Source organism: Pseudomonas mosselii (assembly GCF_019823065.1).
Classification (GTDB): Bacteria; Pseudomonadota; Gammaproteobacteria; order Pseudomonadales; family Pseudomonadaceae; genus Aquipseudomonas; species Aquipseudomonas mosselii.
The window spans coordinates 5,519,206-5,535,017 of the sequence record NZ_CP081966.1 but is presented as its reverse complement, the minus strand read 5'-3'; the positions used below and the strand labels follow the sequence as shown (position 1 = coordinate 5,535,017).

Below are 15,812 nucleotides of genomic sequence, written 5' to 3'. Positions count from 1 at the left end.
CTATGTAAGCGCTCCATGAACCCCACCTAGCCAAGGATGGGCAGCGCACCTAGCTGTGTATTTGAGGTGTGCAATTCCACGGCAGTAGCGCTTCGTAGTCTTCCATTGAGGACGCCTGCGGCAGGCGTTTCAGTACGTGGCGCAGCCACGCATAGGGTTCTTGGCCGTTTCTACCAAGCTGTAAAGTTGTGCGATGGCAGTGGCACCTTTGGGCGTGTCACTGAACAACCAGTTCTTTCTGCCGATGACAAGCGGGTGGATCGCACGCTTGGCTGCGTTGTTGTTGATCGGTAAGCAGCCGTGCTCGACGTAGCGTTCCAACTTGCTCCAGTTGCTGGCCAAGTAGCCGATGGCCTTGCCCAAGGCATTCTGCGTCGTGACCTGAGGTTGCGTTTTCTCTACCCAGCTTTTCAGCTGAGCCAGCAATGGCAGGCTGCGCTCCATGCGGGCAGCCCTACGATCTTCATCGCTGCCGTCCTTAAGGTCGCGCTCGATGCCATACAGCTTGTTGATCAAGTTCAGGGCGATGTCTGTGCGCCCGGTTTTACCCTTGGGCTGCACTTTCTGCGCTTCGACGAACTTGCGGCGTGCGTGCGCCCAGCAGCCCAACCGCTCCACGCCGTCCTGTGCAGCCAGCGCGTTGTAGCCGGCGTAGTCGTCGGTCATGACATAGCCGCGATAGCCATCCAGCAGGCGCGTCGGCACCTCCTGCGCTCGGCTGGTGGCGTAGTCGAAAAGGATCACTAGCCGATCAGGTGGGCCGCCGGTTTGTACCCACATCCAGGATTGGCTACTGGGCTCACGGCCAGGCTCTTTCAACACCTGCACACGTGTTTCATCACAGTGGATGATCCGACTGCTCAACAGGCTTTCGCGCATCAGATTCAGCAGCGGTTGGAAGTGCTCGCTGCATTGAGTCACCCAGTGTGCCAGGGTTTGGCGCGAGATATCGATACCGTGGCGCCCCAACACTTTTTCGAAGCGATGAAGCGGTAGGTCGTCTACGTATTTGGTGGTGAGCAGCATGCCCAGCGCACTCGGGCTAGCCATGCTTTTCTCAATCACCTGGGCAGGCTTGTCCGCCGTTACGGGCGCTGACTCGCAGTCGCGGCAGTCATACACCTTGCGAACATGTTTGATGACGCGAATCTGCATCGGGACGATTTCAAGCTGTTCGCTGACCTCTTCACCAATGGCCTGTTTGCGGCAGCCACAAGCACACGTCAGCTCATGCTCGGGCAGTTCGTGGACAACCTCGATACGCGGTAAATCAGCCGGCAGTGGTTTGCGTTTACCACGGTGCTTGGTCGGTGCAACGACTTCTTCGTCGCCGGCCTCATCCAAGGGTTCTGCTAGGCTTTCCGCTTCGTCGAAGAGCGGCAACTGTGGCGTCGCCGCATCGCCTGTCTGATCGGTCTTGGCCCGAACAGTCGCTGGCGCAACAGCGCAACTTCCTCTTCGAGATGAACGATCTTGCCCTGTCGGACGCGCGCTCGTTGATCATCTGCTCAAGCAGTTGCTTGAGCAGAACAGGATCGTCAGGGAGGTCTTCGGGCATGGAAATCATGCCGCGAATTATACCGAATCAGGCGACGTATCGAGGCGTCAAAACCTGATGCGGACGGTTGCGCCAGAGGTTGAAGCCGTCGAGTAGCCAGTTCAGTTCCTGAACGGTCAGTACGATGGCCACGTCAGTCGGATCGGGTGAGGTTTTGAGCCGTTCGGAGTCCAGGCGTTTGAGCCAGAGGTAGAAGCCGTTGCGTTCCCAGTACAAGATCTTCACGCGGTTGCGCGGCTTGTTGAGGAAGACGAATAGCACCGGGTCGAACACCGCCACTTTGATATCGAGTTCGACCAGCGCAGCCAGGCTATCGATGGACTTTCGGAAGTCGACGGGCTTGGGGTAGAGGTACACTTTTTCGACTTTGGCGTCGGGTCGCATCATGGTCGGCGAACTCCAGAAAGAAATCGGGAGCACAGCATCGGGGATCAGGTAAGCGCTTTGAATGTGGGGTTCATGGAGCGCTTACGTAGGAAGTCCTGTCGGCGATGGATGCTGCTGAGTATTACGTACTCACGTTCGCCATCTGGTCGTAAATGGCCACATTCAACCAGTCCTAGGATGAACACTTCTGCTATACCACGAGCTTCCCGAAGATCCGCTTCTTAGGTGCTCATGTGTATATCGTCAACGAGGCGCTTACAGCGAGCTGCTTGCCGCTTGCCGGTAGGGGCAGCCGCCCTGCATACTACCAGAACCTCAAGGATCGTAACGCTGACGAGTTCGCAGGCGTTCGCAAGCAGTTCGCCAATCGCGGCAAGTAACGTTAGAAGATGAAGAAAGCCCAGCAGTGATGCTGGGCTTTTTTTGTGAGCGAGGATGTTACGGAAGCAGCTAATTATCTCCATATTTGATCTAAGCATAAATGCTTAAAAACGATATTCAATTTAGAGGCCTATCCGCAGATTAAGTCTCAGCCTCCCAGAGGAGTGACATCAGGCATGCTCTCTATCTCTGTCCGTAGAAGCGCAAGTATCGGGCGAGCCGCCTGCATTTTTCGTGCGTTTACCAATAAATCTAAGAACTGCAGTTGCTTGATTTTCTTTTGCCTATTGCCGTCGCTGCATAGAATTTCGAGGGACTTTTGTATCAGGGGATTGTTCATCGGGTGAAAGTTGTCTGCGAGTCTCGCGGCATTCAGGAACTCAATTCCGCACATTCGAATAGTTACTGATCCCTTTGGACTCCCAGGCTTCGCAGAAATACGGCCGAATCTATCATGCTCCATGAATTCATCCCAGTCGTCGATGTGTGGATGCACGATCACGTAGGCATCAGAGCTCATTGGTAGTTCTGCACACTCGCCGTCTTCAACCAGAACTGATTGGTCTTTCTTTCTTGTATTGCATGTTTTGCATGTTACCGCAAGCTTGCCAAGCTCAAACGTTAAGTGCGGAAACGCGCTTTTCGGAATGATATGTTCAGCATCGTAAGACCCTTGGTGGCTATCAAGCTCCTTACTGCAATAGCAGCACCGTCTGCTTTGTTGACGCCAATAGTAGGATTTTACCTCATGGCGAAAACCGCGAATTAAGGCTGCATGAGGCCCTTGCTTAGCTCCCCAAATCGTACAATCAGCTGCTCCAGCGTCTCGCAGCGTATCATGTTCGGCGCCGGTTAAACTTGAAAGGTTGGAAAGTCGTGTCGCTACCGTGCGTGATCGATACATGTCTCACTCACCTACCGCTGCCAAGGCTTTATCGATCATTTCAAGTGTTGAGGCATTGTCAACAGATGAACTGGAGTAAATTGCCTTAAAGTGGAGCAAGTCGGAAATCGCCTTCCTACGTTCCGATACAGTTCCTGATTCGGCATTTACTACGGCTGTCAGAATTTCGTTGGCTAGATAGAAACTATCGGGGACAGGGGTATGGAACACATCAATCAAGGTTTCCTCAACCGATTGATAAGTCACTCCATAGGTGTCAGTGTACCGATCAGCAGGACGATTGAGCACGCTGACACCGACACCTAGCTGGAGCCCTCGTTGGACAATTAAAGGTGAGTGAGTGGCCACAATGACATGGCATCCCCTGAAGGGCTCCAGAGCGGAGATCAGAGTATCGAGGTATGTTTGCTGCCACTGTGGATGTAAGCTCAGCTCAGGCTCGTCAATGAGGACTACAGAATCATCCCTTAAAGCTGTAGCTAGTCCTATTATCGAACAAAGCATCTGCTGCTGACCAGAACTGGCACCAGAAACTTCAATTTTAGCTCCGCTTTGTGTTGTAATGAGGAATTGGTCTAACTCCAAAAGACCTAGCCTTCTCAGTAAAGCTAGGCTCTGTAGTAATGCCAGATCAAATTGGCCTCGCTCAAGGGAGCTTATTTTTAAATAAAACGCCTTATCATTGTAGCCTAGTTCTTGCCTTAATAATCCTAGGGCGGTTTTTAGGAGTTCGGCAAACTCAGTTCTTCCGGCATTCAACTCGTTGCGGACCATAGAGTGGCGCAAGCCCCAGTTTGTATGTAGCCATCTCTCTACGCTGCCAGGGATTTGTCTGCTGTAGACATCTAGCAGGCGTCTTAATCCATCTTTGATTATATAATTTATGTCAAAGCTGTCTCTGAAACCTAGGTTGTGCATTGTCCGTAGAATTGTTTTGATGCTTTCTGAAGCGCGGCTGATGCGATAAATTGCATGTTCGAGGATTGACTTCCCTAAATTCCTAGTGCTGAAAGTTCCAGCGCTGTGGAAGCCTATGCAAAGATATTTAGGGTTGCTTATATAGCCAGGGTCACGAATCGGTATTGGGGTATTGTGAAAGAAAACAGAGGGAGCCGGAAAACGTGAGAAAGGGCTGAATGTCTGTGTGATTACGTGGCTGGGTCGCGCGGAACGAGATACCTGGACGGTGCTTTCTAACGAAAAACTAGGTTGATCCGTAACTTCGCGCCCTAGCACATTGGCAATGATAGACAGTATTTCAGTTTTCCCCGAGCCATTTACTCCCGTTATCAGATCAATCTTATTTCCAAAAATGCGATTGGACGGTTTGAAAGTGACCTGAGCGCTGTTAGCTATAACGTTATAAACTTCCATTTATCTACTCTCATTCCTTGCGAAATTCTTTAAAGCTCTATGCGTGTCACGTGGGCTGTAGTAGCCACAGCGGTGACTTCTAATAGTGTTAGCTCACACCTGGGTGCAGGCTGGGATATTCGCCCTGTAGGCTCCAACCCAAGCATGGTGTCATCACAGGATGTAGACGCAGAATGCCAAGTCGAGAGAACGGCCACAAGAGTCAGATGAGTATCGGCTGCACCACAATGCAAAAATTTCCAATGTTTATTGAAGACGTCAGCCAGGTAGTGGGGGCAGTATCCGACTGCGCCCCACTTCGAGAGGGAAAGTGGTTGGACGGATTAGGGATGAGGTTGAAGTCCGGTAGCCAAGCCACTGGCCTGTTACATTTAGCTTATTCGATAGCCCGTGGTGTCCCCACGTTGCTGCCCTCTGCCCTCTGCACTCAGACCGTATGCCTGTAGTGCACCATCGATCGCTTTCGTCTCGCGCAGCTTGGCGATGTCTTCGTTGATAGCCTTGGTGACTTCGTCATTACCCTTAGCTAGGGCGTGGAGCGGGTATCAGCCCGACCATCGACGGTGTGCGCGTGGTGATCGACGCAGGTCTGGCGCGGGTGCCGCGCTTCGATCCCGGCAGCGGCATGACCCGCCTGGACACCCAGCGCATTTCCCGCGCCAGTGCCACCCAGCGTGCCGGGCGTGCCGGGCGTGCCGGTCGCCTCGAGCCCGGCGTGTGCTATCGACTGTGGTCTGAGGCGCAGCACGATCAGTTGGCGGCCCATGGCAGCGCCGAGATCCTCCAGGCCGACTTGGCCGGGCTGGCCCTGCAGCTGGCGCGCTGGGGTGTGCCACCGGAGCAGCTCAGCTGGCTCGACCAGCCACCGGCCGCTGCTTACGGCCAGGCCCAGGACCTGCTGGCCCGGCTCGGTGCCTTCAAACCCGGTTGCCGCGACAACTTGAGTTCACATGGCCAGGCCATGGCCGAGCTGCCTGCGCATCCGCGCATCGCCCACCTGCTGCTGCGCGGGCAGGATCTCGGATTGGCCGACATGGCCTGCGATGTCGCCGCGCTGCTGGGCGAGCGCGACATCCTGCGCGGCGGCGGTGCCGACCTGCACAGCCGGCTGGCGCTGCTCAGCGGTGAAAGCCGCGCCTCCCGTGGCGGGCAGGGCGGCGTGCAGCGCGCCCGGCAACTGGCTCGGCAGTACCGCGGCCAGTTGCGTGGCAAACCGCGCAGCCCGGTCGCCGACCCCGACCATCCCCGCTGGCTGGGCGCCGTGCTGGCGCTGGCCTACCCCGACCGGGTGGCGCAGCAGCGTCGCGAAGGCGGCGCCGAGTACCGTCTGGCCAATGGCCGGGCGGCGTTGTTCGCCGAAGCCGATGCGCTGATGAAAAGCCCGTGGTTGGTGATTGCCGACCTGGGCAGCCGCCAGGGACAGCGTGAGGAACGCATCTACCTGGCCGCCGAATTCGATCCGGCGCTGTTCGACGGTGTGCTGGCCGAGCAGGTGGAGCAACTCGACCTGCTCGACTGGGACGAACGTGAACAGGTGCTGCGCGCCGAGCGCCAGCGCAAGGTCGGTGAGCTGGTGCTCAGCCGTGAACCGTTGCCGGGGCTGGATGACGACGCACGGGCCAGGGCATTGCTGGGGCTGGTGCGGCGCAAGGGCCTGAACCTGCTGACCTGGACCCCGGAACTGCGCCAGTGGCAGGCCCGCGTCGCGCTGCTGCGTCAGCTGGATCTGGAAAAGGACGGTCGCAGCGAGTGGCCCGATCTGGGCGACGAAGCCTTGCTCGCCAGCCTGGAAGACTGGTTGCAACCTTATCTGGGCAAGGTGTCGCGGCTGAGCCACTTCGCCAACCTGGACCTGCCCTCGATGCTGCGCAACCTGCTGCCCTGGCCGCTGCCCCAGCGTCTGGACGAGATGGCGCCATCGCACCTGGCCGTGCCCTCGGGCTCCAGCATTCGCCTGGATTACAGCGAGCAGCCACCGATCCTTGCCGTGCGCCTGCAGGAGCTGTTCGGCCTGGCCGACACCCCGCGCATTGCCAATGGCCGCCAGCAGGTCAAACTGCACCTGCTGTCACCGGCGCGCCGGCCGGTGCAGGTGACCCAGGACCTGGCCAACTTCTGGCGCACCACCTATGCCGAAGTGAAGAAGGACCTGAAAGGGCGCTATCCCAAGCACTACTGGCCGGACGATCCGCTGGTGGCGGAAGCCACGGCCAGGGCCAAGCCAAGGAAAGCCTGACGCTTGGTGAATGCCGGTCTCAAGCGCCGGCTTCACCTTCGAGCAGCATGAACAGGCGGTACAGCACCACGGTGCTGAACAGCTGCAGGAAGCCGCTGAGACTGTCCAGGGCCAGTTGCACGCCAGGCTGCGGCTCGGGGAACAACTGCAGCAGCAGACCGTCGATCAACCACAATGGCGCCAGCACCGAAAGCATGCAGACCATGATGCGCAGGAAATGCCCAGTGGTCATGCGCGCACTGGTGCGCATCGACTCGATCACCGGCAGGCCGCGCAGCACCAGCAGGTACTCGGCGAACACCAGGTTCACCATGATCCACACGCCGGGGAAGATCAGCAGCGCCAGGCCCGCCATGATCAGCAGCGAGCTGATCACGATCAGCAGGGCCAGCATCGGCCAAAGCTGCAGCGCGCGGGCGAACAGGTCGCGCTTGGCGGTGTCCTGGCCGTTGCTGCGGGTGTCGAGGTAAAGGATCAGTGCCGCGCTATACAGCGGGTAGAACAGCAGGCTGACAAGCATGCCGTAGACCGGCGAGGCCTGCTCGCCCAGCTGGCTGTAGAGCAATTGGGTGCCGAGGGCCTCAAGCACGACCAACGGCAGGCACAGTTGCAGGATGCTCGTCAGGTGACGGCGGAAGAAGTACAGGGAGTCGCGCAGAACGCTCAGCGGATTCATCGGTCAACATCGCATGGCAGAAAAAGCAGGGCGTAACTTTAGCCCAGTCGGCCCGCTTGCTGAAAAAAGTTTCATGGCCCGGACAATTGAATCGCGACATCCGGGCCTCCATCTTTGACGCTGTCCGATGTCCTGTTCAGCGCACGAGGTTGCCCCGATGAACACTGAAGAACAAACCCTGATCGACGGCCTGTTCGGCCGTCTCAAGCAAGCCGAGGACCCGGCCCAGCCGCGCGATGCCCAGGCCCAGGCGCGCATCGAGGAGCACCTGCGCCAGCAGCCGGCGGCGCCTTACTACATGGCCCAGGCGATCCTGGTCCAGGAGGCGGCGATCAAGCGCCTGGACGAGCAGAACAAGCAGCTCGAGGCCGAGCTGCGCCAGGCGCGTGCGCAAGTGGATGCGAGCCGCCCCAGCAGTGGCGGTGGTTTCCTCTCCAGTATCTTCGGCGCGGGAGCCCGCAATCCAGAGCCGCAGCGCCCGGCCGCGCCGCCTACTTCCTCGGGAGGCTGGCGTGAACCGGCGCCCCAGGCGTATGCCCCGCCACCGCAGCAGCAGGGTTTCGGTGCGCCACCCGCGCCGGCGCGCAGCGGCGCCAGCAGCTTCCTCGGTGGCGCCATGCAGACCGCCGCGGGCGTGGCCGGTGGCGTGTTGCTGGCCCAGGGCATCAGCAGCCTGTTCAACCATCACTCGCAGCCTGAAGAAATCGTCGAGGTGATCAAGGAGGAGCCGGCGCCAGCCAGCGACGCTGGCGGCTGGAACGACCAGGACAGCCAGCGTCAGGTGGCGGACAACGGTGGCTGGGGCAATGACCAGGGTGGTTATGCCGATGCCGATTACAGCGGTGACGATGGCGGCTTCTTCTCGGACGACGATTACGTCTGAGGGCTCTGGCATACTGCTGCTTCCTATCGCGGGGCAAGCCCGCTCCCACCATGGCGTGGGAGCGGGCTTGCCCCGCGAGCGTTTACCACTGCCAGTGAGAGGCTCCAGGTGAAGAAAATCGCGCTGTTCGCCGATGTGCAGAACCTCTACTACACGGTTCGCCAAGGTCATGGCTGCCACTTCAACTACGCCGCGCTGTGGGCCGAGGTCAGCCGCGAAGGGCAGATCGTCGAAGCCGTGGCCTATGCCATCGACCGTGGCGACAGCAAGCAGCAGCAGTTCCAGCAGATCCTGCGCAACCTGGGGTTCGAGGTGCGCCTGAAACCCTTCATCCAACGCGCCGATGGCTCGGCCAAGGGCGATTGGGACGTGGGCATCACCCTCGATGTCATCGAGGCGGCGGCGCGGGTCGACCAAGTGGTGCTGGCCTCGGGCGACGGTGATTTTGACTTGTTGCTGGAGCGAGCGATGCAACGCCATGGCGTGGAAACCGTCGTATACGGTGTGCCGGGCTTGACCGCGTTGTCGGTGATCCGCGCCGCAAACCGTTACGTGCCTATCGAAGGCCGGCTACTGCTGCGCCACTGATCTGTGATGCTGCGAGCCGCGCACGTACAAGGGAGTGGGCTTCAGCCTTTCTTGCCGTTGCTGTCCAGATGCCCCAGCGGCACCCGTCGCGCCACCGCGCTCGACAGGATGATCGACGTCTTTGTGAAGCCCAACTGAGATACGCGGTTGATCAGCGCCTCCAGCTCGCCCATCGAGGTGACGGCTGCCTGCATGATCACGCACGGGTCGCCGGTCACCCGATGGCATTCGGTGAGTTCGGGGATTTTCTCCAGGGCCTCGTAGGCCTGCTGATTGCCATGGCTGGCCAGGCGCAGTTCCATCACGCACTGGATCGGCAGGCCGATCTTCTCCAGGTCGACCTTGGCCGTGTAGCCGCTGATCACGCCGCAGGCCTCAAGCTTGGCCACCCGCTCGGCCACTGCCGGGGCCGAGAGATTGACCTGGCGCGCCAACTGCGCGTATGTGGCCCGCCCGTTTTCCAGCAGGGCGGCGAGGAGCATGCGGTCGTACTTGTCCATGGGGACTCCTGCTGACTTTGTAATCGATTGGAAAGGCGCCACATAACCATGCATTACAAAGTGTTTCGGTATTTTAAACGTGTTTTGTAACTTAAGTTTGCGCCTGGGCCTTTCTAAACTAATCCACCCGTAAACGGATTTCGAGCCCTTGCCATGTCCTCCTCCCGTCGCTTCCCGTTGTTGCTTGTCGGCGCCTTTCTCGCCCTGTACCTGGTCTGGGGCTCGACCTATCTGTTTATCCGCATCGGCGTGGAGTCCTGGCCGCCAATGCTGATGGCCGGGGTGCGTTTCCTAATTGCCGGCAGCCTGTTGTATGGCTTTCTGCGCTGGCGCGGCGCGCCTGCGCCGACCTGGCCTCAGTGGCGTGCGGCCGGAGCGATCGGTTTCCTGCTGCTCAGTTGCGGCAACGGCGGGGTGACCCTGGCCGAGCACGCCGGGGTCGCCTCGGGCGTGGCGGCACTGGCGGTGGCCACGGTGCCGCTGTTCACCCTGGTGTTCGGCCTGTTCTTCGGCCATCGCAACTCGCGCCTGGAGTGGGCGGGGATCGCTCTTGGGCTGGTCGGCATCGGCATGCTCAACATGGGTTCGAACCTGCAGGCCAGCCCCATGGGCGCGGCGCTGATCCTGTTCGCCGCGGCGGCCTGGGCCTTCGGTTCGGTGTGGAGCAAGAGCCTGCCACTGCCCCAGGGCCCGATGGCCAGTGCCGCTGAAATGCTGGTGGGCGGTGCCGCGCTGCTGATCGGCAGCGCCGTCAGCGGCGAGCGCCTGACCCAGATGCCCACCGCCGCTGGCTGGGGCGCGCTGGCCTACCTGGTGTTCTTTGGCTCGATCCTGGCGTTCAGTTCCTACATGTACCTGCTCAAGCACGTGCGTCCGGCGGCGGCCACCAGCTATGCCTACGTCAACCCTGCGGTGGCGGTGTTGCTGGGGATCGTCTTCGCAGGCGAGCAGATCGGCGCCGAGGAATGCGTGGCGATGGCGGTGATCATCGGCGCGGTAGTGCTGATCGGCCTGCCGCAGTGGCGCAAGGCGCCGGAGTCGCCCGTGCCGCTTAAAGAAGGGGTGTGCAAGTAAATACCGGCCACCGTGGCACTGGGGTAAACTTGCCGCCTTCGCTGAACCCCCTGACGGTATTGCCATGAATTTCGCCCAACTCGGCCTGATTGAACCGCTGCTGCGCACCCTGCAGACGCTGGACTACACCACGCCCACCCCGGTCCAGGCCAAGGCCATCCCCGCCGTGCTCGCCGGCCGCGACCTGATGGCCGCCGCCCAGACCGGCACCGGCAAGACCGCCGGCTTCGCCCTGCCGGTGCTGCAGCGCCTGGCGCTGGAAGGGGAGAAGGTCGCCAGCAACTCGGTGCGTGCGCTGGTGCTGGTGCCGACCCGCGAACTGGCCGAGCAGGTCCACGCCAACGTGCGTGAGTACGCCGAGAACCTGCCACTGTCCACCTACGCGGTGTACGGCGGCGTCAGCATCAACCCGCAGATGATGCGCCTGCGCCGCGGCGTCGACCTGCTGGTGGCCACCCCGGGCCGTCTGCTCGACCTGTTCCGCCAGAACGCCATCAAGTTCGGCCAGGTGCGGACCCTGGTGCTCGACGAAGCCGACCGCATGCTCGACCTGGGCTTCGCCGAGGAGCTGCAGGCGGTGTATGCGGCGTTGCCGCGCAAGCGCCAGACGCTGCTGTTCTCCGCCACTTTCTCCGACCAGATCCGCCTGCTCGCGGGCCTGGCGCTGAACGACCCGCTGAGCATCGAAGTCAGCCCGCGAAATGCCGCTGCCAACACGGTCAAGCAATGGCTGGTGCCGGTGGACAAGAAGCGCAAGGCCGACTTGTTCTGCCACCTGCTGCGCAAGCAGCGCTGGAAGCAGGTGCTGGTGTTCGCCAAGACCCGCAATGGCGTGGACCAACTGGTCGAGCGCCTGCTAGCCGAAGGCGTGAACGCCGACGGCATCCACGGCGATCGCCCGCAGGCTACCCGCCAGCGCGCCCTGGACAGCTTCAAGGCCCGTGAGGTCCAGGTGCTGGTGGCCACCGACGTGGCCGCCCGCGGTCTGGACATCGATGACTTGCCGCTGGTGGTCAACCTCGACCTGCCGATTGTCGCAGAGGACTATGTGCACCGTATCGGTCGCACCGGCCGCGCGGGCAACAAGGGCGAGGCGATCTCGCTGGTGTGCGCCGACGAGGTGCAACTGCTGGCGTCGATAGAGACCCTGATCCGCCAGGTGCTGCCGCGCCATGAGGAGCCGGACTTCATCCCCGATCACCGGGTGCCGGTGACCGACGCCAGTGGCCAGGTGCTGAAGAAACCGAAGAAACCCAAGAAGCCGAAAGAGAACAGTGCCAAGCGCGGCCTGGGGCGTTGGATGGACAGCGAGGAGGCGGGGGCTTCGGCACCGGCGGTCAAGGCGGTGCGCAAGGTGCCGAGCTTTGGCGGCAAGCCTGGCAAGCGCAAACCTTGAAGTCACCGGGGCTGCGTAGCAGCCCCGGCATTGCTCAGGCCAGGCGCGCCAGCCAATCCGCCGCCGCATTTCCCGCCCGCAAACCACTGGCGAAACACGCCGTCAGCAGGTAGCCACCCGTCGGCGCTTCCCAATCCAGCATCTCGCCCGCGCAGAAGACCCCAGGCAGGTTGCGCACCATCAGCCCTTCATCCAACCCTTCGAAGCGCACGCCACCGGCACTGCTGATCGCCTCGTCCAATGGCCGGGTCCGCACCAGCATGATCGGCAACGCCTTGATCGCCGCCGCCAGGCGCTCGGGGTCGGCAAAGGTCGCCTGGTCGGTCAGCTCGCGCAACAAGGCCGCCTTCACCCCGTCGATCCCCAGCTGGCCGTGCAGGTGCTTGGCCATCGAGCGCGATCCCCTGGGCTTGGCCAGGGCCTGTGCAATCTTGTCCACAGGCCGGTCTGGCAGCAGGTCGAGCAGCAGCGTCGCCCGCCCGTCGCGTTCGATCGCTTCGCGCAGCGCCGCCGACCAGGCATACACCAGGCTGCCCTCCACCCCTTGGGCGGTGAGGATGAATTCGCCCTTGCGCGAGGCGGTGCCGGGCATGCCGAGGGCGATGTTCTTCAGCGGGGCGCCGGCGAACTTGTCCTTGAGCAGATCGCTCCAACCCTCGACCTCGAAACCGCAGTTGCTCGCCCGCAGCGCAGAGATATCCACACCCCGCTCAGCCAGCAGCGGCACCCAGGCGCCGTCCGAGCCCAGGCGCGCCCAGCTGCCGCCACCCAGGGCCAGTATCACGGCATCGGCCCGTACCTGCAGCTCGCCTTGTGGATAACTCATCCGCAGGGCGCCTTCGGCTGTCCAGCCCAGCCAGCGGTGCCGGGTGTGGATAACCACGCCGGACTCGCGCAGGCGCTTGAGCCAGGCGCGCAGCAGTGGCGCGGCCTTCATGTCGCGAGGGAACACGCGGCCCGAGGTGCCGACGAAGGTTTCGATGCCCAGGCCGTGAATCCACTGGCGCAGGGCCTGGCCATCGAAGTCGCGCAGGAGGGTGTCGATCTCGCCCTGGCGCGCGCCGTAGCGGCCGACGAAGGCGGGGTAGGGCTCGGAATGGGTGATGTTCATGCCACCGACGCCGGCCAGCAGGAACTTGCGGCCCACCGAGGGCATGGCGTCGAACACTTGCACCGCCATCCCGCGCCGGGCCAGGGTCTCGGCGGCCATCAGGCCGGCAGGGCCGCCGCCGATCACGGCGACAAGGGGGCTGGAAGCGGGGCGGGGATCGTTCATGGCGGGCGACAGGCTGTGGAAAAGGCCGCGCATTCTACCTCAGCGGGGCCTGCCACGACACAGCTCAAAAAACGATCAAATCTCTGCAGCTCAGGAAGCTAGAGGGCTGTAGCGGCTTTCCCGCAGGTTATCCACAAGCGGTTCCACAGTCATTGTGAACAACCGAGCACCCGCGCCGCGCTGTGGTGGAGGATACCGTGGCGCCGGGCGAGGGCTTCGCGGTCCTTGCTGTAGCCGCCGCCGATCACGCCCACCACCGGGATGTCGCGGCCCAGGCACTGGCGCAACACGTGTTCGTCGCGGGCGGCCAGGCCTGCGTCGGTCAGGTTCAGATAGCCCAGGGCGTCGTCCTTGTGCACATCGACGCCGGCGTCGTACAGCACCAGGTCGGGCTGGTACAGCGGCAGCAGGTAGTTCAGCGCGTCCTCGACCACCTTGAGGTAGGCGCTGTCGTGCATGCCGCGGGGCAGGGGGATGTCCCAGTCGCTCTGGGCCTTGCGTGCCGGGAAGTTCTGCTCGCAGTGCAGCGACACGGTGATCGCTTCCGGGGTGTCCTGGAGCATGCGCGCGGTACCGTCGCCCTGGTGCACGTCGCAGTCGAAGATCAGCACCCGGTGCACGCGACCGGCCTCCAGCAAATAACGGCTGATCACCGCCAGGTCGTTGAAGATGCAGAAACCGGCCGGGTGGTCATAGTGGGCGTGATGGGTGCCGCCGGCCAGGTGGCAGGCGATGCCGTGTTGCAGCGCCTGCTCGGCGGTCAACAGCGAACCGCCCACGGCGCGCACGGTGCGCCGGGCCAGGGCTTCGCTCCAGGGCAGGCCGAGGCGGCGCTGGTCCTCGCGGGACAATTCGCCGTTCATGTAGCGCTCGATGTAGTCGCGGTCATGGGCCAGGGCGAGGATGTCGTTGGGGCAGATCTCCGGGCGCAGCAAGGCGGCGTCGGTGGTCAGGCCGCTGTCCACCAAGTGGTCGCGCAACAGGCGGAACTTGTCCATCGGGAAGCGATGGTCCGGCGGGAACTCCGGGCTGTAGTCGTCGTGGTAGATCAGCGGCAGGGGCATGGTGTCGACGCGATGGGGGCGAGCACCGATCTTGCCAGCTTTGGTGGCTCCGATGCCAACCGAATCTGGGGCTGCTATTCGCTCATTGACCTGCCGATGCCAGCACCCTCTGCCAGTCCGGCTCGTTCATCCGCCCGAGGATCCGCGCCTTGCCGTTGCCATCCACCGACACGAACAGCGCACTGACGTAGCCGCTCTCCCGTTCGCCGCCCGGTACATGCTGCTGGCGGGCGAAGTGATCGATGCAACCGTTGTGAGTCACCAGCACCAGGTTGTGCCCGGGCCGTTTGCGGGCCATGGCCTCGGCCGGGAACGGGTGCTCGCAGCGCTCCAGCCAGTCTTCGCTGGTCACGGCCTGGCCGAGGATGAAGTGCGCGGTCTGGCGGGTGCGCAGCTTCGGGCTGCTAAGCAGGTCGGCGCCGGCCAACCCCAGTTGCTGCAGGCCCTGGCCGACCCGTTGCGCCGCCTGGCTGCCGGACACGGTGATGCCGGTCGGATCGTCCAGGCACGGCCCAGGGGCACTGTCGCAGCGTTCGGCGTGGCGGATCATCACGATCACCGCACCTTCCTTCCAATCCTGCAGCAGGCCGCTGTCGCTCAACTGTTGCTCGTTGCCAAGGTTCACGATGTGCGTCCTCGTCGCTAGCCAGGTGCTGGCCCCGGCCATTGCCAGGAGCAGGCCGATGGCGGCGCCGACCGCGGTGCGCGAGCGGCGGCGTTTGCGGGGGGCCAGCAGGGCCGGATTGTGCAGGGTGTTGCTGGGGTGCATGCGTCACTCCGATGGCAGTGCGGCGTCGACGAAGGCCGCGGTATGTGCCGGCATTGTGCGAAGCGGCATGTCGGGGGGCGGTGAAGCCGATGTGAAAAAAGCATCGGTTGACTGATGCGCGCGGCCTACGCTGTACACTGCCAGACCGTGATTTCGGAGCCGTGCCCATGACCCCCCTTCTCGAACTGGAAAGTCCGCGCCTGGTGTTGCGCCAATGGCAGGACGACGACCTGCGCGAGTTCGCTGCCCTGTGCGCCGACCCGCAGGTGATGCGCTACTTCCCCGCGCCGATGACCCGGGTCGAGGCGGCGGCGCTGATTGGCCGGATCCGTGGCCATTTCAACGAGTACGGCTTTGGCCTGTGGGCCCTGGAGCGCAAGGACAGCGGCGCCTTCATCGGCATGACCGGCCTGCTCCACGTCAACTTCGACGCCCCGTTCGGCCCGGCGGTCGAGATCGGCTGGCGCCTGGCCCGCCGCCACTGGGGGCTGGGCTTCGCCAGCGAGGCGGCCTGGGCCTGCCTGCGCTGTGCCTTCGCCCAGTTGCACCTGGACGAGGTGGTGTCGTTCACCACCGAGGGCAATCTGCCGTCGCAGAAGGTGATGCAAGCCATTGGCATGGTCCAGGACCTGGCGGGCAGCTTCGAGCATCCGCGCCTGCCCGTCGGCGATCCACTGCGCCCCCATGTGTTGTACCGCATCGACCGTGATCGCTGGCAACAGAACCTGCGCGGCTGAATAGGTCGC

General features: G+C 62.2%; 13 protein-coding genes and 2 pseudogenes. 6 read left to right on the top strand and 9 right to left on the bottom strand.

The window, feature by feature from the left end:
* Positions 1-49: 49 nt before the first annotated feature.
* The 4 genes and pseudogenes from tnpC to K5H97_RS25645 all read right to left on the bottom strand — a co-directional run bounded on the left by tnpC (position 50) and on the right by K5H97_RS25645 (position 4,604).
* Positions 50-1,567 (bottom strand): annotated as a pseudogene (gene tnpC / locus K5H97_RS25660) (IS66 family transposase).
* Positions 1,568-1,585: 18 nt separating this feature from the next.
* Positions 1,586-1,945: an IS66 family insertion sequence element accessory protein TnpB gene (gene tnpB / locus K5H97_RS25655; RefSeq protein WP_028692300.1), complete on the bottom strand. Its 360-nt coding sequence runs from the start codon at positions 1,943-1,945 to the stop codon at positions 1,586-1,588.
* Between the two features lie 529 nt (positions 1,946-2,474).
* Positions 2,475-3,230 (bottom strand): HNH endonuclease family protein, encoded by a 756-nt coding sequence (locus K5H97_RS25650; protein ID WP_155952719.1) that lies wholly within the window; start codon positions 3,228-3,230, stop codon positions 2,475-2,477.
* A gap of 3 nt (positions 3,231-3,233) precedes the next feature.
* Positions 3,234-4,604 carry an AAA family ATPase gene (locus K5H97_RS25645; protein ID WP_081791628.1) on the bottom strand — a complete coding sequence of 457 codons (1,371 nt, stop codon included), beginning with the start codon at positions 4,602-4,604 and terminating at the stop codon, positions 3,234-3,236.
* Between the two features lie 538 nt (positions 4,605-5,142).
* On the opposite strand from K5H97_RS25645, the pseudogene hrpB reads away from it, so the two are divergent.
* Positions 5,143-6,840, top strand: a pseudogene (gene hrpB / locus K5H97_RS25640) (ATP-dependent helicase HrpB); the annotation flags it as partial.
* Positions 6,841-6,859: 19 nt separating this feature from the next.
* Here the strand turns inward: hrpB and K5H97_RS25635 are convergent.
* Positions 6,860-7,516, bottom strand: coding sequence for a YciC family protein (locus K5H97_RS25635; RefSeq protein WP_028692070.1), 657 nt, complete (start codon positions 7,514-7,516; stop codon positions 6,860-6,862).
* A gap of 157 nt (positions 7,517-7,673) precedes the next feature.
* Here K5H97_RS25635 and K5H97_RS25630 point away from each other — a divergent pair, with 157 nt between their 5' ends.
* Together K5H97_RS25630 and K5H97_RS25625 are read left to right on the top strand one after the other, a co-directional pair.
* Positions 7,674-8,399, top strand: coding sequence for a DUF2076 domain-containing protein (locus tag K5H97_RS25630; RefSeq protein ID WP_028692069.1), 726 nt, complete (start codon positions 7,674-7,676; stop codon positions 8,397-8,399).
* Positions 8,400-8,507: 108 nt separating this feature from the next.
* On the top strand, positions 8,508-8,987 hold the full coding sequence (locus K5H97_RS25625; RefSeq protein ID WP_028692068.1) for an NYN domain-containing protein: 480 nt from the start codon (positions 8,508-8,510) through the stop codon (positions 8,985-8,987).
* Between the two features lie 41 nt (positions 8,988-9,028).
* Here K5H97_RS25625 and K5H97_RS25620 read toward each other — a convergent pair whose 3' ends face one another.
* A complete protein-coding gene (locus K5H97_RS25620) occupies positions 9,029-9,487 on the bottom strand; it encodes an Lrp/AsnC family transcriptional regulator (RefSeq protein ID WP_028692067.1) in 459 nt (152 codons plus the stop codon).
* Positions 9,488-9,640: 153 nt separating this feature from the next.
* On the opposite strand from K5H97_RS25620, the gene yedA reads away from it, so the two are divergent.
* Positions 9,641-10,561 carry a drug/metabolite exporter YedA gene (gene yedA / locus K5H97_RS25615; protein ID WP_028692066.1) on the top strand — a complete coding sequence of 307 codons (921 nt, stop codon included), beginning with the start codon at positions 9,641-9,643 and terminating at the stop codon, positions 10,559-10,561.
* Between the two features lie 64 nt (positions 10,562-10,625).
* Positions 10,626-11,957 (top strand): DEAD/DEAH box helicase, encoded by a 1,332-nt coding sequence (locus K5H97_RS25610; RefSeq protein ID WP_028692065.1) that lies wholly within the window; start codon positions 10,626-10,628, stop codon positions 11,955-11,957.
* A gap of 34 nt (positions 11,958-11,991) precedes the next feature.
* Here the strand turns inward: K5H97_RS25610 and K5H97_RS25605 are convergent, their stop codons facing one another.
* The 3 genes from K5H97_RS25605 to pmrG form a co-directional block, all read right to left on the bottom strand.
* Positions 11,992-13,233, bottom strand: a complete 1,242-nt coding sequence (locus K5H97_RS25605; RefSeq protein WP_028692064.1) for a TIGR03862 family flavoprotein — start codon at positions 13,231-13,233, stop codon at positions 11,992-11,994.
* Positions 13,234-13,382: 149 nt separating this feature from the next.
* Entirely contained in the window at positions 13,383-14,297 is a 915-nt protein-coding gene (locus tag K5H97_RS25600) for a histone deacetylase family protein (protein ID WP_028692063.1), read from the bottom strand.
* Positions 14,298-14,379: 82 nt separating this feature from the next.
* Positions 14,380-15,066 (bottom strand): lipopolysaccharide core heptose(II)-phosphate phosphatase PmrG, encoded by a 687-nt coding sequence (pmrG, locus tag K5H97_RS25595; protein ID WP_028692062.1) that lies wholly within the window; start codon positions 15,064-15,066, stop codon positions 14,380-14,382.
* A 167-nt stretch (positions 15,067-15,233) separates the two neighbouring features.
* On the opposite strand from pmrG, the gene K5H97_RS25590 reads away from it, so the two are divergent.
* A complete protein-coding gene (locus K5H97_RS25590; RefSeq protein WP_028692061.1) occupies positions 15,234-15,803 on the top strand; it encodes a GNAT family N-acetyltransferase in 570 nt (189 codons plus the stop codon).
* The last annotated feature ends 9 nt before the right edge of the window (positions 15,804-15,812 follow it).